We start from the raw sequence: 22,901 nt of genomic DNA, 5'->3' as shown, positions 1-22,901 counted from the left end.
GCCGTTTTCATATTATTCGAAAGGTGCAGTTGCGAGTTATGCAAATTTCCTCTTCATTATAGCTCTGTAAACAGAGTTTTTTATCTTATTCGCTTTTTGTTTATAGAGGAAAACAGATTTTGTATTTTAAATAGACATTATGGGAAAGAAAAATCATCAGCTCGATCTTTTTGATGCCCATTTGGTGGAAACCATAATTTTTTTATAAAACTTGACTTTCTTTTGCCTAAAAGGTGAGTGTTTTGTTGTGCCATATCATCGAGGCTCATTGGAAGCTGACGCATAATTTTACTCCGCTCTTGATTCTCTGATTCTTGTATAAGTTTTTGAATAGCTTGATCGGTTGAGTAAGGATTTCCATGAGAAAAGGCATAAAAATTTAAAATATTTTTCAATGGCTTTTCTAAATAAGAGGCAAGTTTTTTCTTTCCTTCAGGGGTGAAATGCATGCCATTATTGGTGCGTAATTTGGTTATTTTCCCATTAATATCATAGCCTGAAAAAGAAAAATTTCCTTCTTCATCACTAAAGCCGCTCCAGATATCGAGAAAATACCCTCCTGCTGTTTCTGTTTCTTGTTTATAGAGCGCATTAAAAATTTTTATTTTTTGTGTCAAAAGATCATTTTCAAAAGAAGGTTGACCTATCCATATCCATGGTTTTCCAGAGGCATGAAGACTTTCAGCAATTTCGATAATTCTTTGTTTGTAGATGCGCATCCATTCTGACTGATCTGTGTTAATCATGTTATGAGAGTCTGTGATGGGTTGATTATCATTTGCACCGATCATCATGATAATAACATCGGGATTATTTTGATCAATGAGTTTAGAAATATTGCCTTGCCAAGAATAATAATCCGTTCGAACTAAGCCGGAAGCTGGTATTGTGTTGTTCATGATAACGATATCGCTATTATTTATAAAAGACTTCTTAAGTGCATCGGCAACAGCAGAAGCTGCAAAATCCCCTATGACAAGAATGCGCTTTGCATTCTCATTTTTTAGCTTTTGTATGTTTTTTTGTGTTACGATCTTTTTTTGCGGCTTGTCTATTTTTTGTTCTATAATTTGCGGTGGCTGCTGTGTCTGTTTGTTTTGTTGTGACAACCATTTGAAGAAGTTCGTTGCTTTACTTGGGGATGGCTGTAAGATCCCCACAATAGAAAGTGAAAACAGCAATAATGTCAAGTATATCAGGCGAAAAGAAGACAAAAATTTAGTCTCCCTTATTGTTTGCGAAGGAGAAAAAGCACTTGAGATGATGGATATCCATTTGCTTTTAGACCGTGACGCAGTTGAAAAGCTTTAATTGCTTTGCGAGAAGCTGTTCCGATTTTTCCATCAACATTCCCTTTATAATAGCCCAGTGCACTTAAGCGAGATTGTAGTTCTTTACATTCCTGGAAAGTAAGAGGTTGAAAAGGTCTTTGCCAATCATTTACCAATCCAGGATGTCCAGCAATGCGATCAGCAAGAAGGCCAACAGCAAACGCATAACGATCTGCATTATTATAATGTTTCAGAACAAAGAAATTTTTTGTGACTAAAAATATAGGTCCTTTTGCTCCATCTGGATATTTTAATATTGCTTGTTCAGCTGATGTAGGAAGAGGGTGCCCATTTGCGTGTTTTACACCTAATTTTTTCCATTGTTCAAAGGAATACCAGCCTTCAGGAAGGTTTTTCCCCTGCGGCACTTTTACCTCTACTCCCCAAATAAGATTAGGTTGCCAGCCATTTTTGTGGAGAAGGTTAGCAGCAGTAGCCAGAGCATCTGGAACAGAGTTCCAGATATCACGCCGTCCATCTTGGTCCATATCAACTGCATAGGCGAGATAACTGCTTGGAATAAATTGTGTATGCCCCAATGCACCGGCCCAAGATCCAGTGAGTTGATAGCGTTTAATTTCGCCACTTTGTAGAATTTTCATAGCAGCAATCAGCTGTGTATATGCATATTTTGCACGTTTTTTATCAGCATAGGCTAAAGTTGCAAGAGAGCGAATGGTATCACGCATTACACTTTTATTGGCTAAAACCTTCCCATAGTTGCTTTCCATTGACCAAATAGCAAGCAGAATATTGCGATCAACACCAAAACGTTTTTCAATTTGAAGAAGCCATTTGTTCCATTTTTGAGTTTGGTGCCGTCCTTCCTCAATTGCAATATCATGGACACGATTATCGAAATAGTTCCATGAAGGAGCAACAAATTCCGGTTGGTATGCGGCGCTTTTTAGAACTTCTGGATCAATGGCATTAACACCTTTAAACGCCATATGAAACGTAGAGGGGGTAATATTGTGAGCAATAGCTATTTTTTTAAATTCTTTAATCCAGTGTTTAAATCCGCTATCAGCATATGAAAGGGATATAAAAAACATAAAAAAAGCAGAAAAAATAACGGCAGAGACAGTGAAAAGAGTTCTCCAAGTTATTGACTTCTCTAAAAAGAGAGTCTTCAATTCTGTTTTTTGCATTTTGAAATCCCCATTAATATTCAATTCATTAGATGTGCAATAACTTTATTTTGTATTTAGTTTAATCGATAATATGATCAAGAAGAGGAAAAAACTGAATAAATAATACGTTTTAATCCTTTCAATAAATTCTCAGACTCTTTTTACATTTTTATTATCCATTATAATGATAATCAAAACAATAAGATATCTTTTTTACCATTTCGTAAAAACATATGATAAATAAAACAAAAAAGTTATATGAATTCATTGAGGAGGGTGAGTGTGCGTAAAATCCGGAAAGCAGTATTCCCAGTAGCAGGTCTTGGGACGCGTTTCCTTCCTGCGACAAAAACGATTCCTAAAGAAATGCTAACAGTTGTTGATAAACCTGTTATTCAATATGTTGTGGATGAGGCGAGGGAAGCTGGTATTGAGCATTTTATTTTTGTGACTGGACGTAACAAAGCAGTCATTGAGGATTATTTTGATGCGCAAGTTGAATTATACACGACACTTGCTGAATGTGGAAAGAAAGAAGATCTTGCACACTTATACCGTTTACAGCCATTACCAGGGTCAACTTCTTTCACTCGGCAACAGCAACCTTTGGGATTAGGGCATGCTCTTTGGTGTGCGCGTGAATTAGTTGCAGGGGAACCTTTTGCTTTATTATTACCCGATATGTTGATACAGGCGAAAAAGGGCTGTCTTTCTGAAATGATGAGCCTTTATGAAAAGGTGGGTGGGGGAAATATTATAGCAGTTCAGGAATGCGATCCTAGAGAAACACATAAATATGGTATTGTTGGGAAAGGCAAACAGATTGCAAATGGTTTTGAAATCACAAAAATGGTAGAGAAACCAGTACAAGGAACGGCACCATCAAATTTGTACATCAATGGACGTTATATTTTGCAGCCAGAAATTTTTAATATTCTTTCCACTCAAGAACGGGGAACAGGAAATGAAATTCAATTAACAGATGCTATGATACGGCTTTCAAATGAGCAAGATTTTTGGGGTTTGCAAGTAAAAGGGCGCACTTTTGATTGCGGTTCTAAAGCTGGTTTTATTGAAGCCAACGTTGCATTTTCTTTGGCACGCGCTGATATGCACAGCCACGTTTCTGCCTCATTGAAAAATTTACTGGAAACCATTAATGTTGAAAAATAATATAGATCTCTCACTTAATTTTATTGATCGAATTTGATTATGATAATACCGTCTCCTCATATGGCTTTGCAGGGTGCTGTTGTATCAGCGCTTAAAACACTTGCCAGTGAAAAGCAGGGGCTTGAAGCCCTTGAAAAAGCTCTTCTGGAAAGTCTTTCTTCTTCTTTTGAAGCGGCTGTTCAAACTATTAGAAATGCTCGTGGACATGTGGTCATTACTGGTCTTGGAAAAAGTGGTCATATAGGGACAAAAATTGCAGCAACCTTAGCCTCAACTGGAACACCTGCCTTTTTTGTTCACGCTGCAGAAGCCAATCATGGTGATCTTGGTATGATTGGATCTGATGATGTTATTCTTGCTTTATCATGGTCTGGTGAAACTCAAGAGTTAAGTGGTATTATGAGTTATGCGGCGCGTTTTCGTATTCCCCTTATTGCGATGACATCAAGTAAGCACTCTGTGTTAGGACGACAAGCTGATATTGTGCTATTATTACCAAAGATAGAAGAGGCTTGCCCCCATGGTTTAGCCCCTACAACTTCAACAATTATGCAATTGGCAATGGGAGATGCATTAGCGGTTTCTCTTTTAGAAATGCGTGGTTTTACCGCAACGGATTTCAAAATATATCATCCTGGTGGTTCTCTTGGTGCAAGCCTTAAATACGTGTGTGATATTATGCATGAGGGTGATAATATTCCTTTGGTAATGCAGGGAACATCTATGACTGAAGCGATGAATGTTTTGGTGGAAAAACATTTTGGTTGTGTTGGTGTTGTGAATCAAGAAGGTGAACTAATCGGAATTGTAACTGATGGCGACCTTGCACGTAACATTCATTTTAATTTATCAAAATTTAATGTTGACGAGGTGATGACCAAAGCTCCTAAAGTTGTAAAGCCAAATACACTTGTTGGTGCAGCAACAGCTTTTATTAATGATCATCAGATTGGTGCATTTTTCGTGGTTGAAGATAAAAAACCGATAGGAATTGTCCATTTTCATGATCTTTTGCGCATTGGCGCTGCTTAGATTAAGCTTCCTTATCAAATAAAATGTTATTTTAGGTTGAAATAGATTGCAGGATACAAAGTTACAATTTTATTGTAGGTGGCTTTACTGATATTTTGTGGAAGAAAATGATTATTTTACGCATTTCATAATGTTTAGAAAATTCTCAGGGTAAAGATTATACCAGCCTCTTTGCGTATTTTAGAGAGGATTTTCTATCAGGAGGAGAACGGATCGCCTCCTGCTTAATGTGTGTGCTCCCTCTGTTCTTAAGAGAGGTTTCCCTTGTACTTTGTTAAGATTTCCGCTTAAGGAAAAACTGTGCTCCTGTATGTGAGGTGCAGAGAAGTTGTGTGGCGTCATATGACATTGTACAATTGACTCTAGAAATTGTTCCACGGAGAATAGAGCGTATTTCAATTTCTATATTTTGGGCATTGAGATAATTATATGCCCCTTCTGATAGTTTTTCTTCTGTATCTGCTGCACGCGTTTCAAAAACACCATTGTGGAAAGAAGAAATAATACCATTCTCATCAACCCATTTCCCATCAATTCCAGTTGGCATATTTGAATTATAATATTGCGAAAATTTACAGGCACTTAACAGCAAGGCGGTGATTGTAAGACATAAAATATGAAAGGTATGTTTCATTTATTGCACTCTATTTAGATTATTTTCTCTCGAGTTTCTATAACATTATTAAATTACCCCATGAGTCAATATGAAAAATTTAATGAAAATCAATGAAAAAGCAAAAAAATGGAAAAAAATGCCTTAATGTTGTATTTAATTGATAGCTTGATGAAGTTTGTAAGTGAAACACAAGAGGTGAAATATTTCTTATGGTTTACAACAATTTTGATATTAAGCTGCTGAGTAGTCTCAAAGGAGATTATTGACATTATGGTTGGTCCCATTCTTGTTGCGAGTGAAGATTATGGAAGACGTATAGAACTTTCTGCTATGCTGAGAGGTTTTGGTTATCGTGTCATTGAAGCAGAAAATGGTCTCCGTACGATTGATCTTTTACACAGGCGTAAAAACATTGTGCTTGCACTCCTTGATGTCGTTATGAGTGATTTGAGTGTGAGCGATTTGATTAAAATGATTAGAGTTGCTGGTGTTTCTGTTCCTATTGTCGTTATAGCACAACAAGAGAATCAGCATTTACTCCAGAAAGCTTTAACAGCTGGAGCTATTGATTATTGGATCCATCCAGTAACATTATTACGCGTAAGAGTTACTTTGGATATTCTTGCTCTTATTTCTGCCTTGGAGCATGAGGTTCGAGATATTCGGCGAAAAAAAGAGAATCATTTACGGTTTTCTGATCTTTGCGTAAAAAGTAGAGCTATGCAGATAGTGTTAGAACAATCGAGACAAGCAGCAACTTCTTTACAGAATCTTTTGATAGAGGGGGAAGCTGGAACAGGACGTGAGACATTAGCTCGGATTATTCATCATGAGGGATTATTTTCGGAGGGTGTTTTTGTTCGCTTTCAATGTTCAGCCATCGTTGATCCAGAAGAAGAAAATCAGCAGTGGTTTAAAGAATTCCTACCATTGGTTTCTTCTCTTGAAAAAGGGACACTTTGCCTTTGTGATATTGATCGACTTGAGCCCATACAGCAAAAACGGTTTGCTCATTACCTTAAAGAGAGGGAAAGGGATACAAAAGGAGGATTTTTCCCTTTTCGGATCATTGCTATTTCAACATCGCGTTTAAAGGACTTGGTTAATGAGAACTTTTTTTTGCATAGTTTGTTTGAACAATTTTCTCACTTGTCTATTAGCGTCCCTGCTTTACGAGAATTAAGGGATGATTTTCCAGAGATTACACAACGTTTGATTGATCGCATTATCACAGAAACAGGGCGATCACATGTCCATGGTTTAGCAGGCTCTGCTCTTTCCTTGCTTATGCAGTATGATTGGCCTGGCAATAGAAATGAGCTTGAAACCTTTTTATTTCGTGCGATTTTACTCAGTGAAGGACCGTTATTAACTGTTCGAGATTTTCCGCAATTAATGGGAAATTCATTAATGAATGTTCCCAATATCATTGAGGGTAATATACAAGAAGATAATGAACAAGAATCGATAAAATTTTTGAATACTGATGGGCATGTGCGTACTTTTGCAGAGATGGAACATGATATTATAGAGAAAGCGATTAAACATTATAAAGGACATATGAGTGAGATTGCGCGCCGCCTTCATATTGGTCGCTCTACACTTTATAGAAAAATGGAAGAATTGAGAGCAATAAGAAATCAAGAACGAAAGTAAAATTCATAACAAATTTCTCTTCATGACAAGCATGAGTTTCAAAAAAATAGAGTGGATTTTGATAAAGTTCGTGGGGGAAGCTTAAGAAAACAATTATTTATTGTAAAATTTATCTATAGAGGATGATTTTGTAGATTTAAATCAAATATAAATTTTATGTGATTATTTTAATCGTTTGTTTCAATTTATACAATTTTAGTTAAGTTTACATTTATTAAAACAGAGAAGCATTTTTAAAAACTTTTAAATACTACCGCTAAAATTTTTGTATCATCAATATTAAATTTATACTCTCTTAAGCAAGAAGTGGCATTTTATCTGCTATACGATTAAGATAAAGTGATTAGTGTTATCGTTTGCATTACTGATGATGTGATAGTTTAAAATAGAAAGTTTATCCTCTTTGACTCTTTTACAGATTGTTATTGGTTTTGTCCTCTTTTTTTTTATTGCATCTATGTTGGCAATCTACACCTATGGGCGTTTTGTGAAAAATGCTAGGGGGCAGTGTTCTTATGCGTTACCTATTCAGAAAGATGAAACTAAGCTTGATCGTATCGTCAGTCAATTAGCTGAGGAAGAAAATGGATTGGGGATTGATAAAGATGCCCTTTCCCTCATTATCAGCAATTTGGATGCGTTTTGTGTTCGTGCAATAGGAGCTGCAGAGGCTGGGCGTAGCCTTGATCTGATGTATTATATTTGGGACGATGATTTAACGGGGCGCCTATTATTAAGTGAAATAGTTGAGGCAGCAGATCGGGGTGTTCGGGTACGGCTTCTTTTGGATGATATTAATGCTCAGGCACGTGATCCAGCTTATATTGCGCTAGATAAACATCCTCATATTGAGGTGAGAATGTTTAATCCAGGGCGATCTCGTAAAGGTGGTTTACGCCGTGGTTTAGAAATTATATTACGGGCAATTACCGTAACACGTAGAATGCATAATAAAGCTTTTATTGTTGATGGCAGGGTCGCTTTTGTAGGAGGACGTAATCTTGCAGATTCTTATTTTGATGCTGGTAAAGAATCTCATTTTCGAGATTTAGATTTGATGTTAATCGGTCCCTCTGTTAAAAAGGTAGAAAGTATCTTTGATGATTTTTGGAATAGTGCTGTTGTTTTACCAATTCATACTTTGGTTGTTCCTAAAAGCGCAAGTGATCTTAGCTATTGGAAAGATAAATTACGAAAGTTTCGTGATTCCAAGGTTGCAAAAGTTTATTTAGATTATGTCAAAGAGCACATTAACTTTAATTGTTTTATCCAAACAGGAAAGCGGTTATTTTTAGCAGACAAAGTTGTTGTTCTTTCTGATCCTCCAGAAAAAGCATTGCGTAAAAAAGCAAGCAATTGGCTTATGAAGGCACTTTCAAAGGTTATTGGAAATGCCCAAAAAACGGTTCAGATTACGTCACCTTATTTTGTTCCTGGTAAGGTTGGCACGCAGAATTTTAGTAATTTGGTTTCAAAGGGTGTTGATGTCAAAATTCTGACAAATTCTTTAGCAGCTACTGATGTAGCATTAGTGCATGGTGGTTATGTACCGTATCGTAAGGCATTGTTGAAAAGTGGTGTTAATCTTTATGAATTAAAAGCGGAAGGCAATACTCATGGGTTACGATTGTTTCGATCGAGTAAGGCAAGTTTACATGCCAAAGCTTTTTTAATTGATCGTAAAACAGCTTTTATTGGATCTTTAAATTTTGATCCAAGATCAGCATCATTAAATACAGAAATGGGCATTCTTTTTGAATGTGCTCCCATTACAGCAAGATTAGATTTGTTGTTTTCTGAAGAAACTACAGGGGAAATGAGCTATCATCTGCGTCTTGGTGATAATAATCGTATTTATTGGGATTTTATTGAAAATGAAAAAAAATATAGCATTGACTATGAGCCAGAAAGCAATTTTTGGCGTCGCGCATTTGCAAAAATAATAAGTTGGTTACCTATTGAATCACAATTGTAAATTTTTATAAACCACACTTAAAAAAATATTTTATTTTTCTTTTCATTTTGTTTGTAGCATGGCATAATTTTTTGCCAATCTACCATGTATGAGAACCGCAGTTGTATTTTAAAGCTCCTTGCGGTGTTTTATTATAAAAGGAATTTTGCTATGGCAAAGATTGTTGAAACGGGGACAGGTGCATTGGCACTGACTTTTGATGATGTACTTTTACAACCCGGTCATTCTCTTGTTATGCCTAGTCAAGTGGATCTCAGTACGCGCATTGCAGCGGATATTAAGCTCAATTTGCCATTGCTTTCTGCGGCAATGGATACGGTAACAGAATCGCGTTTGGCTATTGCGATGGCTCAAGCTGGTGGTCTTGGGGTTATTCATCGTAATATGTCTCCTGCAGAGCAGGCAGAAGAGGTCCGCCAAGTAAAAAAGTTTGAATCTGGTATGGTTGTTAATCCAGTCACCATTGGACCAGATGCAACACTTGAAGAAGCAAAATCTTTGATGCGCTCTCATGGTATTTCCGGTATTCCGGTTGTTGAAAATGGTGCTAAAGGTGAAACTGCTGGACGGCTTGTTGGCATTTTGACAAATAGGGATGTACGTTTTGCATCGGATCCCAAACAAAAAATTTATGAATTAATGACGCATGAAAATTTAATCACAGTGCGTGAAAATGTTCAACTCAATGAAGCAAAGTATCTTTTACACCATCATCGTATTGAAAAATTATTAGTTGTGGATGAACAGAATCGTTGTGTCGGACTGATAACAGTTAAGGATATTGAAAAAGCAAAATTAAATCCAAACGCTGCCAAAGATTCGCAAGGTCGCTTGCGTGTTGCAGCTGCAAGTAGTGTAGGGGACGATGGGTTTGAGCGGGCTGAACGATTAATTGATGCAGGTGTTGATATTCTAGTGATTGATACTGCACATGGACATTCTCAGCGTGTATTAGACACAGTTGAGCGTATTAAAAAAATGACGTTTTCTCCAGCCATTATTGCTGGTAATGTCGCAACTCCGCAAGCAACACAGGCTTTGATTGACAGTGGTGCGGATGCTATAAAAGTTGGTATTGGTCCTGGTTCTATTTGCACAACGCGAATTGTTGCAGGTGTTGGTGTTCCTCAGCTTGCAGCCATTATGAGTGCGGCAGAAATTGCTGATAAGGTCGGTATTCCCGTTATTGCTGATGGGGGGATAAAAGCTTCGGGTGATTTTGCTAAAGCCTTAGCAGGTGGGGCTTGTGCTGCTATGATTGGCTCTCTTTTAGCGGGTACAGAAGAAAGCCCTGGTGAAGTTTATCTATATCAAGGACGATCCTTTAAAGCTTATCGCGGCATGGGATCTGTTGGTGCTATGGCACGAGGATCGGCAGATCGCTATTTTCAAGATGATGTTCGTGATGAACTTAAGTTGGTTCCTGAGGGTGTAGAGGGGCAGGTGGCTTATAAAGGTCCTATAGCATCAGTTCTACATCAGCTTGCTGGTGGACTTCGTGCTTCGATGGGGTATGTTGGAGCAAAAGATCTTGTAGAGTTTCGTGAAAAAGCAACGTTTGTACGTATTACGAATGCGGGACTCCATGAAAGTCATACGCATGATGTTTCCATCACACGAGAGAGTCCAAATTATCGTGGGCCAGTTTAAAGATACAAGATCCTAATGTCATATTGCATAAATATAAAATCTTCCGAGAATAAGAAAGAGAGACTGCGCTTTTTTCTGTTTGTAATTTGGTGTAATAATCCCAAAAAGGAAAGAATTAGAGGTCAAAACTCTAATTCTTTCTGTTAAGACTATATGAAATAAGTTATATAAAATTAGAATTAACTTTTTGTTGTCTTCCGTCCAGTCTTTGACGCACGTTGGCGAGTGTTTGTCTGATCACTTTGGATGGATTTCTTTCCGTTGTTTGAGGGCATTGTATTATGACGGCTTTTAGACGAAGTTGTTTTTCCATTATTATAAGTCATTATTTTCTCCTTTTAAATTGTCTGGCAGTTGCCATTAGAGTAAAAACGGTCATGCCAAATAGTGGTTCCAAGCATTTTCTAAAAAGTTAATTTTTTGTTGAACGTAAGATGAAATTGTTTAATTTTATGAGAAGACTTTTTCTATTTTTTCAGCAGGATAGCCGTACAAAGATGGGAGATATTTGATTTTTTCGTAATGCATGGCGGAAATAAGTTCTTTATGGATGGCTACGTATCTTTTAGCATAAGAGGTAGAAGGATAAAAAGCGAATGGGCAGAAGATGAAAGGAAAAATCTAGATATTCTAAATTTGATTTTATAAAAAAGTATGATCAGATCATTTTAATATTGAATGTAAATTTTTTATGGCTTTGAGAAGGTTCCATTGGCAAGAAGACGATAATATTATTTTTTTAGATGATTTAAAATTTTATTATTTTAATGGGAGAAATGAATGCGATTAGGTGGGCGTTTGCAAGCAGCAATAGATGTTCTCAAAGAGATAGAAATGAAGCATCGCCCAGTAGGAGCAGCTTTAAAGGATTGGGGGCTTTCTCATCGCTTTGCTGGAGCAGGTGATCGCGCAGCTATTGGTACAATCGTTTATGATGTTTTAAGACGACGTTATTCTTTACAATGGCGTATGGAGAGTGATGATATCCGAGATATCGTTTTTGGTGCCTTATTAGATTATGGAAAAATGACGCTGGAGCAAATTGACGGTGAGTTGGCAGAAGATCGGTTTGCACCACAGTTATTAGGGGCTAAGCAGCGTAAATCGTGGCAAGGTCAGCAATTAGTGGATGCTCCAGACTATATTCGTGGTGATATTCCACAATGGTGTCAAGCACATCTGCGTCCTTTATTTGGTGATAATTGGATCACTGAAGCGGCTGCGTTAGCAACGCGTCCTTCTTTAGACATACGGGTAAATAACCTAAAGGCAACACCAGAAAAGGTGCTGAAAGAATTAGCAAAAACCAAACTTAAATCTTTTCCATGGTTTGGGCAAGCTTTAAGAATTGCACCGATTGAAAAGTTTAATCGTCATCCCAATGTTCAAGTGGAACAAGCTTTTCAAAAAGGACACTTTGAAATACAGGATTTAGGATCTCAAATTGTTGCTCACCTTGTGGACGCGCAAGAGAGCATGCAGGTATTAGATTATTGTGCAGGTGCTGGGGGCAAAACATTAGCTTTAGCTTCCGATATGAACAATCGTGGGCAAATTTATGCTTATGATTCCGATAAAGCGCGCTTAGCTCCTATTTTTGATCGTCTTCGACGCGCTGGTGTTCGTAATGTACAAACACGAGCACAAAAAGAAGAATTGAAGCCATTAATAGGCCAGATGGATAGAGTTCTACTAGATGCACCATGTAGTGGGACAGGAATATGGCGTCGTCGTCCAGATGCGAAATGGCGTTTAACATTAGAACAGGTGAAACAACGCCAAACAGAACAGAGGGCTATTTTGAATGAAGCGATAGCTTATCTTAAGCCAAATGGGCGCCTAATCTATATTACCTGTTCTCTTTTTACAGATGAAAATGAGGAACAAATTTCCCATTTCCTTCAACAACATTCTCATTTTTCTCCAATAGATATGCCAGCGCTTTGGCAGAAACATTTTAGTTTTTCTCCTGTGCAACCAGTTTTTTCAAATTATGGACTTACTTTGTCGCCAGCCACAACACAAACAGATGGGTTCTTTTTATCTGTGTTGCAAAAAAAACATTGATCCATATTTTTGCACTTTTTATCATAAACTTTACGAGAATAATCTTTTTCTTAAGAAAACAGGCTTGTGAAAAGAGAAAGATTAAATCATAACTCTCATGAGTTTTCTTTTACAATTGTTGATTGGTTTTCTATGAGCATATCACATCCAGACACTGTTCTTATTATTGACTTTGGTTCACAAGTTACACAACTTATTGCACGACGGGTACGAGCAATGGGGGTATATTGTGAAATTGCTCCTTTTCAATTGGCTTTAGAAGCTGTGCGCCGCATAAATCCTAAAGCTATTATTTTATCAGGGAGTCCTTATTCCGTTATTGATGAGGGCTCTCCGCGTGCTCCAATGGAAATTTTTGAGGCGGGTATTCCGATTCTGGGTATTTGCTATGGTGAACAAGTCATGTGTGTTCAGCTTGGAGGAAAGGTTGAAGTTGGGCATGAGCGTGAATTTGGGCGTGCTTTTTTGGAAGTGCAAGAAGAGAGTGCCCTTTTTGATGGAGTGTGGAAAAAAGGTTCTCGTTATCAAGTATGGATGAGCCATGGTGACCGTGTGGCAGCTTTACCAGAAGGTTTTCGTGTCATAGGAACCTCAAAAGGAGCTCCCTATGCGGCTATTGCGGATGAAAAAAGACATTTTTATGCGGTACAGTTTCATCCTGAAGTTATCCATACACCGGATGGTACAAAACTTTTGCAAAATTTTGTTCATAAGATCTCTGCTATTACAGGCAATTGGTCAATGGCTTCTTATCGTGAGCAGGCAATTGCTACGATACGACAAAAAGTTGGGAAAAGTCGTGTGATTTGTGGTCTTTCAGGGGGAGTGGATTCATCTGTTGTAGCGGTACTCCTTCATGAAGCTATAGGAGATCAACTGACATGTATTTTGGTAGACCATGGGCTGATGCGCAAGAATGAAGCTGAAGAAGTTCTCACGCTCTTTCGTGATCACTATAATATAGAGCTTATTCACGTTAATGCTGCTGATGTGTTTCTTAATGCTTTAAAAGGTGAGATAGATCCAGAAAAAAAACGCAAAACAATTGGTCGCCTTTTTATTGAAGTTTTTGAAGAAGAAACGAAAAAAATAGGAGGTGCAGAGTTTTTAGCACAAGGAACACTTTATCCAGATGTTATTGAGAGTGTGTCTGCTATTGGTGAAACGGTAACCATTAAAAGCCATCATAATGTGGGTGGGCTACCAGAACAGATGAAGATGAAACTTGTAGAACCGTTACGTGAGCTCTTTAAGGATGAGGTTCGCTCGCTAGGACGAGAGTTAGGGCTACCGGAGCAGTTTATTGGTCGCCATCCTTTTCCAGGTCCCGGCCTTGCAATTCGGTGTCCAGGTGCTGTAACACGTGAAAAATTAGAAATTTTACGCGAAGCAGATGCTATTTATCTTGAGGAAATCCGTAAGGCCGGTCTTTATGATGAAATTTGGCAAGCTTTTGCTGTTCTTCTTCCAGTTCAAACTGTTGGTGTTATGGGGGATGATCGCACTTATGAATTTGTTTGTGCTCTTCGCGCTGTCACATCTGTAGATGGAATGACTGCTGATTTTTATCCCTATGATATGGCATTTTTAAGTAAGACAGCAGCACGTATTATTAACGAAGTTAGAGGGATTAATCGTGTTGTATATGATGTAACCTCAAAGCCTCCTGGTACTATTGAATGGGAATAATTGAAATGAAGAATAAGCCTTTATCTGACAATCTGTACGTCAATATCGTTTAAAATTGAGAAGTGTGGGATTTTGCATGTCTGAGAAAAAAATTGTTGCACACCGTGGAGGAGCTCATCTTTATCCTGAAAATACCCTTTCAGCATTTAATAATGCTATAGCGTTAGGTGTTGATGAAGTTGAATGCGACGTTCATTTGCTGAAAAGCGGTGAAGTGGTTGTCTTTCACGACTTCCGTTTAGACCAATTGGTTGGGAAAAAGGGGTATATTCACGACATTGATAATGAAACACGCAAACAACTCTGCGTGAAAGGAAGCCAAGAAGCACCTCCCTTATTAGAAGAAGTGCTTGATCTTTTAGCACCAACGAATGTTGCATTGCATCTTGAAATCAAAACATGTGGTGAAGTGGAGCGTGAAACAATATTATCCCAAAAAGCGCTTGCACTAATAAAAAGCCGAAATTTATTAGAACGGGTTTCTGCAATTAGTTTTGATCCTTTTATCCTTCGTCCTTTTATTGAAGCAGGAATACCATCTGGTCCATGTGTTGATAATTTTGAAGGTGATATGTACCGTCATTTTTCTGAATGGAAGCAATTAGGTTATTCTGATATAAGTTTAGATGGCTCCATTGTTTCACAGAACTTTATTGAATCAGCTCTTGAGGCTGGTTTTACTGTAGGGGTATGGACAATTAATGGAAAAGCTCGGTTATCACATTGGCTTGATATGCCTGTACATTACATTACGACAGATCAACCTGATCTCGCATTGCAATTGCGTGCACAAAGGTAAAAAACACATCAACACAAAAGGAACTATATATTTTCATAAAGCTAGCGTAATAAAAGAATAAAAATTATCTAATATATAACATAATACATTGATTTATAATGATAATTAATGGTTTATTCATGTGAATAATAGACCTTAATACATAAGATTTTCTTATTTCAAATCTTTTTACAATGAATCAATTCAAATCATTCGTTTGCACATTACAAGCAGGGTTGGTGTGTGGATAAAAAATGATTGAGAAAAGAATAAAAATATTCATTTAACGTATTTTAAATGCAAGATTTGTTGAAGCATTAGGGTCTCACATGATGATGTCGTTTTGCACTCTTATGAAGTGTAAAAGTGATGGTATACAAAAAGTCTTATATACTTTAGTGGAGAGGCTTTATGGCTTATATTATAGGAGCTATCACGAAATGTAGATGTATTGAAAGATTTTTTAACAGCATGGAAATTGGTCATACATTGTCATTTTGTTTTGCGTGAGGGGCGTGATCTTGTTACAGGGAAAGAGACTATTAAGCGCTCAAAATGATTTTTAATTTTAAGAAAAGTTTTATTTGTCTCTTCGTTAATACATAAGAATGCTTATAAAAGAAAATGAATAAATTTAAACAAATTCATTTGACCTTTTGGTGGTTCCTGTTTAAATGAGAGAATATGTTTCTGAAATAAAACTGTCATAGCATGTTCATGTGTAATACTATAAATTTAGGGGTAGTTTGTATTCCATCACTTCAGAAAGGGTGAACCATGAGTCGTTTTTATCTTTCCATAGCGGCCACGGTTGCTATCATAATGTCCACAGCGGGAATAACAGCAAGTTTTGCGCAGACAAAAATCAGCTTTTGGCATTCTATGAGTGGTGAATTAGGAAAGCAAACTGAAAGTCTCATTAACGATTTTAATGCAAGTCAATCTGAGTATAAAGTTGTTTCTTCATATCGCGGTGAATATGAAGAGGGGTTGATTTCACTTATTGCAGCATTTCGTGGAAAGAAACAGCCAGTACTTGCCCAAATTTATGACGTTGGTACTGGAACTATGATGGCTGCAAAAGGCGCAATCTACCCATTTTATCAACTTATGGCTGATACAAAACAAGAATTTGATCCTACAGATTATTTCCCTGCTATTAGTGGTTATTACTCCGATGAACAGGGGCGTATGGTTTCTATGCCATTCAATATTTCAACACCCATCCTTTATTATAACAAAGATATCTTTAAAAAAGCAGGGCTTGATCCAGAACAGCCTCCTAAAACGTGGCAAGATATAGAAAACTTTTCCAAAAAAATTCTTGAGACTAAAGCAGCAACTTGTGGTTTTACAATGGCTTATGCCGCTCAATGGATTGGTATAGAAAATTTTTCAGCGTTGCATAATGTTCCGTTTGGAACAAAGGAAAATGGCTTTAAAGGACTTGATTCAGAACTTACATTTAATGGACCTTTACAAGTGCGTATGTGGACTGACCTGAAAAAGTGGTCTGATCAAGGTATTTTCCGCTATGGTGGTCCAGCAGGTGCATTAGATTCAACACCAATGTTTATGGCACAAAATTGTGCAATTTTTATGCAATCTTCAGGATCACATGCTGGAATTGTTTCTGAAGCTCAGTTTAATGTGGGGGTTGGTATGCTACCGTACTATAAGGATACAGAAGGAGCACCACAAAATTCAGTTATTGGGGGAGCTTCTATTTGGGCGTTTAAGGGCCATACCCCAAAGGAATATGCAGGGGCAGCCGCTTTTCTTAAATTTCTTTCGAAAACAGAAAATCAAGCAAAATGGCATCAGGAGACAGGTTATCTTCCAACCACAAAAACGACTTATGAATTGAGTAAAAAACAACATTTCTATGAAAAAACGCCAGGTGCGGATATAGCTATCAAACAGATTAATCTTAATCCACCAACAGTTAACTCAAAAGGGATAAGATTTGGTAATTTACCACAAATCCGTGCCATTCTTGATCAAGAGTTGGAAGCTGTTCTTAGTGGTTCAAAAACGCCGAAAGATGGTTTAGATGAGACCGTTGAACGTGGAAATAAACTCTTGCGTGAATTTGAAAGATCTAATCATTAATTTCGTTTTATTGTTAAACATTAAAGACTCAACAAAAACAGTTGAGTCCTTTTTGTTTACCTTTTTAAAGTCTCTACATTTAAAGAGCCCTACGAATGCAAGAAAAACATGCATATTTTAAAAATAATCTACTTTCTTATGGACTGCTTTTTCCTCAGCTTTTTGTGACTTTTTTGTTTTTCTTTTGGCCTGCTGCTCAAGCAATAAAATCATCTTTTGAGCGTGAAGACACTTTTGGCTTTACAACAACCTTTATTGGTTTTGAGAATTATCTAACCGTTCTTTCTGATCCTACTTATCGGCAATCGCTTCTTACAACCGCAGTATTTTCCATCTCAGTTACTGTCGCTTCAATGACAATATCACTTCTCTTAGCTGTCTGTGTTGATCGTGTCATCCGTGCAAAAAAGGCTTATACAATGCTTTTGCTTTGGCCCTATGCTGTTGCTCCAGTATTGGCAGGTATATTATGGCTGTTTATCTTTCATCCCACCATCGGAATTATGCCTTTTCTTCTCGAGAAAATAGGAGTGCTATGGAATTATCGTATTAATGGCACTCAAGCAATGATTCTTATTGTCATTGCGGCTAGTTGGAAACAAATTTCTTACAATTTTCTCTTTTTTCTTACAGGTCTTCAGTCTGTTCCGCGTTCTCAAATAGAAGCAGCCGCCATTGATGGTGCTGGTCCCTTTAAACGATTTTGGACAGTGGTCTTCCCGCAAATTTCACCAACGACGTTTTTCCTTCTTATTGTCAATGTCAATTATGTTATGTTTGATACTTTTGGTATTATTGATAATACAACTTCTGGAGGTCCTGCGCGTGCAACGAGCATACTCGTCTATAAAGTATATGACGATGGCTTTAGAAATCAAATAATCGGTGCATCAGCAGCACAATCAACAATATTGATGTTGATGGTTATTGTCTTAACGTTTATCCAGTTTCGCTGGATTGAGCGCCGTGTACAATATTAGGAAACAAATTATGGTTGAAAATCGCCCTGTTTTGAAATTTCTAACCCATATTACTCTCATTGTTGGTATTATCATTATTTGCTTTCCAGTTTATGTTGCTATCATTGCATCAACTCATAGTTCAGCAGCATTTAACTCAGGAACACTTCCTCTTTTGCCTGGGAAATACGCTCTGGAAAATTATAAAACAATCTTTGGTGATGGCCTTGCACGGCTAGGTTTGCCCAACCTCTGGCCACTCTTAATGAATTCATTCATTATGGCTCTTGGGATTAGTATTGGAAAAATTATTATTTCACTTTTGTCTGCTTATGCAATTATTTACATGCGCTTTCCCTTCCGAAAAACTGCTTTTGTTCTTATTTTTGTTACATTGATGCTCCCTGTCGAAGTTCGTATTCTTCCAACCTATGAGATTGTTGCAAAATTGGGGATGGTTAACACCTATAGTGGAATGATTATTCCACTTATTGCATCTGCAACCGCTACATTTTTATTTCGCCAGTTTTTTTTGACTGTTCCAGATGAACTCTTAGAGGCGGCACGTGTTGATGGTGCAGGTCCAGTTAAATTTTTTAAGGATATCCTTCTTCCTCTTAGTAAAAGCAATATCGCTGCCTTATTTATCATTATGTTCATTTATGGATGGATACAATATCTCTGGCCTCTTATCATCACAACGGATCAAAATCATCAAACGATCCTTATTATTTTAAAACAGCTTATTGTCGAATCACTTCAACATGATCCTCAATGGAATATACTCATGGCAGTATCGGTTGTTGCCATGGTTCCCCCTGTTCTTGTTGTTATCTTCATGCAGCGGCTTTTTATCAAAGGCCTTATTGAAACGGAGAAGTAATTGTGGCCATAATCCAGTTATCAAATATAAAAAAACAGTATGACAACGGCATTCTGGTCATTGATGATTTAAACTTAACTGTTGCCGATAAAGAACTTCTTGTTCTTGTCGGTCCTTCAGGGTGCGGAAAATCGACCTTATTACGTATTATAGCAGGACTTGAACAAGTTACCTCAGGTGAATTATGCATTGATAACGAATGTATCAATGATCGTGAACCAGCTGATCGTGATATCGCTATGGTTTTTCAAAATTATGCCCTTTATCCCCATATGACAGTTCGTGGAAATTTAGAATATGGTCTTAAAAATCGTAAAACCCCTAAAGAAGAAATTAAAAAACGTATCGCACATGCTGCAAAGCTTTTGGAGATAGAACCATTTCTTGATCGTAAACCACGACAATTATCAGGAGGACAACGCCAGCGTGTTGCAATGGGGCGTGTGATTGTACGTCAACCCCGTGTTTTTCTCTTTGATGAACCTCTTTCAAATCTTGATGCAAAATTACGGGCGCAAATGTGTATTGAAATAAAAACACTACAGCGTTCATTAGGAACAACGAGCCTCTATGTTACCCATGATCAACTAGAAGCTATGACATTAGCTGATAGAATAGTCGTTTTGAATAAAGGAGCTATCGAGCAAATTGGAACACCAATGGAAATTTACGATACTCCAGCAACAACATTTGTTGCTGATTTTATTGGTTCTCCTCCTATGAATTTTCTTGATCGCCATGTCTTAGAACAACATTTAGGGCATTCATTTACTTATGGCGAAGAAACTGATCTTTTAGCATTCAGACCTGAAATAATCTTATTGGGCGAACATCCAGATAAAGGACCAGTCTTTCACACAAAAATTGAGCTTATCAAGCCTATTGGAACAGGTTGCCATGTTTTAACGCGTTGGAATGGTATCATCTTTACGATTGAAATAAAAGAACGCTTGACACACGACTATGGTCAAAAACTAAGTTTCACAGTTGCTCATCAGAATTTTCATACTTTTAATAAAAACACAGGAAAGCGCACAAATAATAAGTAAGCATTAATTGATGTGACACGACTCTCTTTTATGCTGCGTCATGATAATGTTGCTTTTTGACTTTCTCGATTACATTTACAAAATCAGGTTGTAACCGGCGGGATTAAAAACAAAATTTTAATAGTTTTGGTAATGATCCATTGTCCCATGGCGCTGAGAATGTCAAAACATTTATATGAAAAAATTTTGCGGTTTCACGGTCTGTAAGAAGAATATTATTTTCAAACATCATTTTCATTATAAAAAACAACATATTATCATATGTTTCTTGATGTAATAATTTATGTATCTTATAAAAAGTAAATGAGAGAAATAGAGAGAAAAATGCGTCACAGATAAGGGAGGATGCACCCCATATCTTAGCTTTGATCCCTAACATAAGAAGTCTATTTGATCCACAAAATACGACGCTGTTCTAAATAGTCTGTACGAGAATAGGCGCATTCTATTTTACCGCTAACCATATGATCTAAAATGATTTCAGAGCTCCTATAAGAAGCATTTGTTTTTTCTACCAATCACATAAATTAGAGAGAAACCTATGCGCGCATGCTACAAGTTTATTTTTTCTCATGTAAATCACTATGCAATTCTCAGCGAGGGTATCTGATAAGTTGCAAAAAAATCACTGAGATATAGAAGGCGTGCTTGTTTTAGAATTTTCATGACTGTTAACGATAAAAGCAGATGAAACACATCTGTAACATCTCATCGATCTTTCTATAGTCTTGAGTTAAAAATTGCCTATAGATCATCCTAAAACAGATCTTTATGAATATAACATAAGGGATTGGTGCGAACACCTATAAGAATCAGCAGAGACAAAGACAGTTATATTATTGTTTTGCAAAGCATTTTATAAAATCTGGTATATTTTTTCAATATATTGCCAGTCTATTAATGGTTTTATGATATTACTTTCTTATAAAGCGCGTGCTTTTTTGTTGCTTATAAATCAACCTAAACTTTATACAGCAGTATGTTTGAGACAAATATGAAGACGGTTCGGTGCTGTATTCAGTTTTTGTATGTCAGAGTGGAATAAGCTTGTCTTCTTATGTAATTTCTAAAATGAGGAGACAGCTTAATTTAGGGAGAATATGAAAGCATCAAGATAAAAAATAGTTTCTATCTTTAGCCTCATCTTTTAATTTAGTATTGCGATTTTCAAAAAAAAATCTGAGCCAATGTCTCTTACATAATGGAGATTACGCATTGCTGAACACATTTTTTTATTACGTTCTTTGAATAGAGTTGCACCTCTCATACAAAACAGAATACCTAAACAGAAGGCTATTGGGTTGCCAATTCACGCACTTGTTTTAAAAAATATCTTGCAAGGTTGTTCCAACTATTTTTTCACGCAGTCTTTTATGAGTGGTATAACATAAAATCCACAGTGTATCGCCATCTTTATGCTTATAAAAGTGCAAGCTGGGGACATCATCATACTCTCTTTCAGTCTCCAACATTGCAACAATTATTGTATTGAGACTCTTTAGAAGAGGCATTTTTTCTTCAAGTGGTTTTTATTCATACGCTAATCCCACTTGCATGTTATAAATGGAGTTGGATAGATAAAAATATTTTAAGAAAGAGACACCAAATGCTTCTTATGAATCGTTTCAAGTGTCGAGAGTTATTGTAAAAGAATCATTGAAAAGTAGAGTGCTACTGCTAATGATTTGGGCACCATGAGGTAATAAATCCACTTACTTTATCTATCTTAGAATCTATTGAATATAAATTTCTCTGTAAAAGTCACTTTATTTCATATCAATGTTATCAATTATAGATGTTGGGCATCATTAGTAATATAATCATAGACTTACGATTTTATGAACTCTTTTTTATCTCTTTTGTAGAAGATCTTAATGTTTTGTGATGGCATCAATGATGGTATTCACATTATGTTCCATCATATCGAGATAAGTTGCTGCTGGACCATTTTTGTTTGACAATGCATCAGAATAAAGTGTTCCACCAATTGTTAAACCTGTTTCTTTTGCAATCTGTTTTATGAGACGGGGATTAGAGATATTTTCAACGAATAGTGCAGCTGCTTTATTCGCTTTAATTTGTTTGATAAGTTTAGCAACATCGGCTGCGGATGCTTCAGCTTCTGTTGAAGCACTTTGAGGGGCAAGGATAGTAAAACCATATTCCTTGGCAAAATAGCCAAAGGCGTCATGAGATGTGATAATGATACGTTTATCTTTAGGAATAGTAGCAATTTTTGTTTTCAGGGTATCTTGTGCTATTTTAAGTTTTTGAATGTAGGTTTCGGCATTTTTTTTGTAGCTGGTGCAGGATTGTGGATCGATTTTACAAAAAGCAGCAGCGATATTCTTCACATAGATTTTGACATTGGGAATGGTTTGCCAAGCGTGTGGATCAATAACGCTGTGGTGGTGATGGGCATTATGTTCTTGATTTTTCATTTTGAGGGAGGGAATGTTAGCGCTAACTTCGACAAGAAGTGCTTTTGTACCACTTGCTGTAATGAGGCGATCAATAAATCCTTCTAAATGAAGCCCGTTGATGAAAATAATTTGAGCATTTCTAAGAGCTTGAGCATCATGGGGGGTAGGTTCATAAGTGTGGGTATTCGCATTGGGACCTACAAAAGTGGTCATAGAGATATGGTTGTCTCCTACATTTTTGACGAGATCTGCGAGAATAGAAAAGCTCGCAACAACTTTGATTTTATTGTGTGCAGAAGCAGAAAATGGAGAAAGGGCAAGCAATAAAGCTCCAAGAAGAGCAAATTTTTGAGCAAACTTAGGCACATTTTTTTC

Annotated in this window: 17 protein-coding genes and 1 pseudogene; 12 read left to right on the top strand and 6 right to left on the bottom strand. The window is 36.9% G+C overall.

The features are described 5' to 3' along the window. Positions 1-137: 137 nt before the first annotated feature. Together ACFIKN_RS03635 and ACFIKN_RS03630 are read right to left on the bottom strand one after the other, a co-directional pair. Complete coding sequence (locus tag ACFIKN_RS03635) at positions 138-1,214, bottom strand: SGNH family hydrolase (RefSeq protein ID WP_375657920.1); 1,077 nt, start codon at positions 1,212-1,214, stop codon at positions 138-140. A gap of 14 nt (positions 1,215-1,228) precedes the next feature. After that, positions 1,229-2,482: a lytic murein transglycosylase gene (locus ACFIKN_RS03630; protein ID WP_375637590.1), complete on the bottom strand. Its 1,254-nt coding sequence runs from the start codon at positions 2,480-2,482 to the stop codon at positions 1,229-1,231. 264 nt (positions 2,483-2,746) lie between these two features. On the opposite strand from ACFIKN_RS03630, the gene ACFIKN_RS03625 reads away from it, so the two are divergent. After that, positions 2,747-3,637: a UTP--glucose-1-phosphate uridylyltransferase gene (locus tag ACFIKN_RS03625; protein WP_375631096.1), complete on the top strand. Its 891-nt coding sequence runs from the start codon at positions 2,747-2,749 to the stop codon at positions 3,635-3,637. Between the two features lie 39 nt (positions 3,638-3,676). Continuing rightward, entirely contained in the window at positions 3,677-4,669 is a 993-nt protein-coding gene (locus ACFIKN_RS03620; RefSeq protein ID WP_273790622.1) for an SIS domain-containing protein, read from the top strand. A 274-nt stretch (positions 4,670-4,943) separates the two neighbouring features. Here the strand turns inward: ACFIKN_RS03620 and ACFIKN_RS03615 are convergent, their stop codons facing one another. Next, positions 4,944-5,303 (bottom strand): hypothetical protein, encoded by a 360-nt coding sequence (locus ACFIKN_RS03615; protein ID WP_375631095.1) that lies wholly within the window; start codon positions 5,301-5,303, stop codon positions 4,944-4,946. A gap of 252 nt (positions 5,304-5,555) precedes the next feature. Here ACFIKN_RS03615 and ACFIKN_RS03610 point away from each other — a divergent pair, with 252 nt between their 5' ends. The 3 genes from ACFIKN_RS03610 to guaB all read left to right on the top strand — a co-directional run bounded on the left by ACFIKN_RS03610 (position 5,556) and on the right by guaB (position 10,566). Then, positions 5,556-6,941: a sigma-54-dependent transcriptional regulator gene (locus ACFIKN_RS03610; protein ID WP_375631094.1), complete on the top strand. Its 1,386-nt coding sequence runs from the start codon at positions 5,556-5,558 to the stop codon at positions 6,939-6,941. A 403-nt stretch (positions 6,942-7,344) separates the two neighbouring features. Further along, entirely contained in the window at positions 7,345-8,916 is a 1,572-nt protein-coding gene (locus ACFIKN_RS03605; protein ID WP_375657919.1) for a phospholipase D family protein, read from the top strand. Between the two features lie 150 nt (positions 8,917-9,066). Continuing rightward, complete coding sequence (guaB, locus tag ACFIKN_RS03600) at positions 9,067-10,566, top strand: IMP dehydrogenase (RefSeq protein ID WP_273790618.1); 1,500 nt, start codon at positions 9,067-9,069, stop codon at positions 10,564-10,566. Positions 10,567-10,745: 179 nt separating this feature from the next. Here guaB and ACFIKN_RS03595 read toward each other — a convergent pair whose 3' ends face one another. Next, positions 10,746-10,892: a hypothetical protein gene (locus ACFIKN_RS03595; RefSeq protein WP_375631092.1), complete on the bottom strand. Its 147-nt coding sequence runs from the start codon at positions 10,890-10,892 to the stop codon at positions 10,746-10,748. Between the two features lie 454 nt (positions 10,893-11,346). Here ACFIKN_RS03595 and ACFIKN_RS03590 point away from each other — a divergent pair, with 454 nt between their 5' ends. The 7 genes from ACFIKN_RS03590 (at position 11,347) to ACFIKN_RS03560 (ending at position 20,103) form a co-directional block, all read left to right on the top strand. After that, a complete protein-coding gene (locus tag ACFIKN_RS03590) occupies positions 11,347-12,633 on the top strand; it encodes an RsmB/NOP family class I SAM-dependent RNA methyltransferase (protein ID WP_375637591.1) in 1,287 nt (428 codons plus the stop codon). A 132-nt stretch (positions 12,634-12,765) separates the two neighbouring features. Beyond that, positions 12,766-14,322, top strand: coding sequence for a glutamine-hydrolyzing GMP synthase (gene guaA, locus ACFIKN_RS03585; protein ID WP_375631106.1), 1,557 nt, complete (start codon positions 12,766-12,768; stop codon positions 14,320-14,322). A 76-nt stretch (positions 14,323-14,398) separates the two neighbouring features. Then, complete coding sequence (locus tag ACFIKN_RS03580) at positions 14,399-15,121, top strand: glycerophosphodiester phosphodiesterase (RefSeq protein WP_375657918.1); 723 nt, start codon at positions 14,399-14,401, stop codon at positions 15,119-15,121. Positions 15,122-15,877: 756 nt separating this feature from the next. Continuing rightward, the gene (ugpB, locus tag ACFIKN_RS03575; RefSeq protein ID WP_375631091.1) at positions 15,878-17,212 is read left to right on the top strand and encodes a sn-glycerol-3-phosphate ABC transporter substrate-binding protein UgpB; all 1,335 of its coding nucleotides are present in this window, start codon (positions 15,878-15,880) and stop codon (positions 17,210-17,212) included. Positions 17,213-17,307: 95 nt separating this feature from the next. Continuing rightward, the gene (ugpA, locus tag ACFIKN_RS03570) at positions 17,308-18,192 is read left to right on the top strand and encodes a sn-glycerol-3-phosphate ABC transporter permease UgpA (RefSeq protein WP_375637592.1); all 885 of its coding nucleotides are present in this window, start codon (positions 17,308-17,310) and stop codon (positions 18,190-18,192) included. A gap of 10 nt (positions 18,193-18,202) precedes the next feature. Beyond that, entirely contained in the window at positions 18,203-19,054 is an 852-nt protein-coding gene (ugpE, locus tag ACFIKN_RS03565) for a sn-glycerol-3-phosphate ABC transporter permease UgpE (protein WP_375637593.1), read from the top strand. Positions 19,055-19,056: 2 nt separating this feature from the next. Next, a complete protein-coding gene (locus tag ACFIKN_RS03560) occupies positions 19,057-20,103 on the top strand; it encodes a sn-glycerol-3-phosphate import ATP-binding protein UgpC (RefSeq protein WP_375637594.1) in 1,047 nt (348 codons plus the stop codon). Between the two features lie 28 nt (positions 20,104-20,131). Here the strand turns inward: ACFIKN_RS03560 and ACFIKN_RS03555 are convergent. Further along, positions 20,132-20,332: pseudogene (locus ACFIKN_RS03555) on the bottom strand (DNA-binding protein). Positions 20,333-21,974: 1,642 nt separating this feature from the next. Next, positions 21,975-22,892: a metal ABC transporter solute-binding protein, Zn/Mn family gene (locus ACFIKN_RS03550; protein ID WP_375631087.1), complete on the bottom strand. Its 918-nt coding sequence runs from the start codon at positions 22,890-22,892 to the stop codon at positions 21,975-21,977. Positions 22,893-22,901: the final 9 nt, after the last annotated feature.

Source organism: Bartonella sp. CL436QHHD, from assembly GCF_042195105.1.
In the GTDB taxonomy this organism is placed as follows: Bacteria; Pseudomonadota; Alphaproteobacteria; order Rhizobiales; family Rhizobiaceae; genus Bartonella.
Note: the sequence above shows the minus strand (reverse complement) of the source record. Positions and strands in the feature narration are given on the sequence as shown.

Bases quoted from the DNA above. Each gene is read 5' to 3' on its own strand.
- ACFIKN_RS03630 (WP_375637590.1), bottom strand. From the start codon at position 2,482: ATGCAAAAAACAGAATTGAAGACTCTCTTTTTAGAGAAGTCAATAACT.
- ACFIKN_RS03620 (WP_273790622.1), top strand. From the start codon at position 3,677: ATGATAATACCGTCTCCTCATATGGCTTTGCAGGGTGCTGTTGTATCA.
- ACFIKN_RS03615 (WP_375631095.1), bottom strand. From the start codon at position 5,303: ATGAAACATACCTTTCATATTTTATGTCTTACAATCACCGCCTTGCTG.
- ACFIKN_RS03610 (WP_375631094.1), top strand. From the start codon at position 5,556: ATGGTTGGTCCCATTCTTGTTGCGAGTGAAGATTATGGAAGACGTATA.
- guaB (WP_273790618.1), top strand. From the start codon at position 9,067: ATGGCAAAGATTGTTGAAACGGGGACAGGTGCATTGGCACTGACTTTT.
- ACFIKN_RS03595 (WP_375631092.1), bottom strand. From the start codon at position 10,892: ATGACTTATAATAATGGAAAAACAACTTCGTCTAAAAGCCGTCATAAT.
- ACFIKN_RS03590 (WP_375637591.1), top strand. From the start codon at position 11,347: ATGCGATTAGGTGGGCGTTTGCAAGCAGCAATAGATGTTCTCAAAGAG.
- guaA (WP_375631106.1), top strand. From the start codon at position 12,766: ATGAGCATATCACATCCAGACACTGTTCTTATTATTGACTTTGGTTCA.
- ACFIKN_RS03580 (WP_375657918.1), top strand. From the start codon at position 14,399: ATGTCTGAGAAAAAAATTGTTGCACACCGTGGAGGAGCTCATCTTTAT.
- ugpB (WP_375631091.1), top strand. From the start codon at position 15,878: ATGAGTCGTTTTTATCTTTCCATAGCGGCCACGGTTGCTATCATAATG.
- ugpA (WP_375637592.1), top strand. From the start codon at position 17,308: ATGCAAGAAAAACATGCATATTTTAAAAATAATCTACTTTCTTATGGA.
- ugpE (WP_375637593.1), top strand. From the start codon at position 18,203: ATGGTTGAAAATCGCCCTGTTTTGAAATTTCTAACCCATATTACTCTC.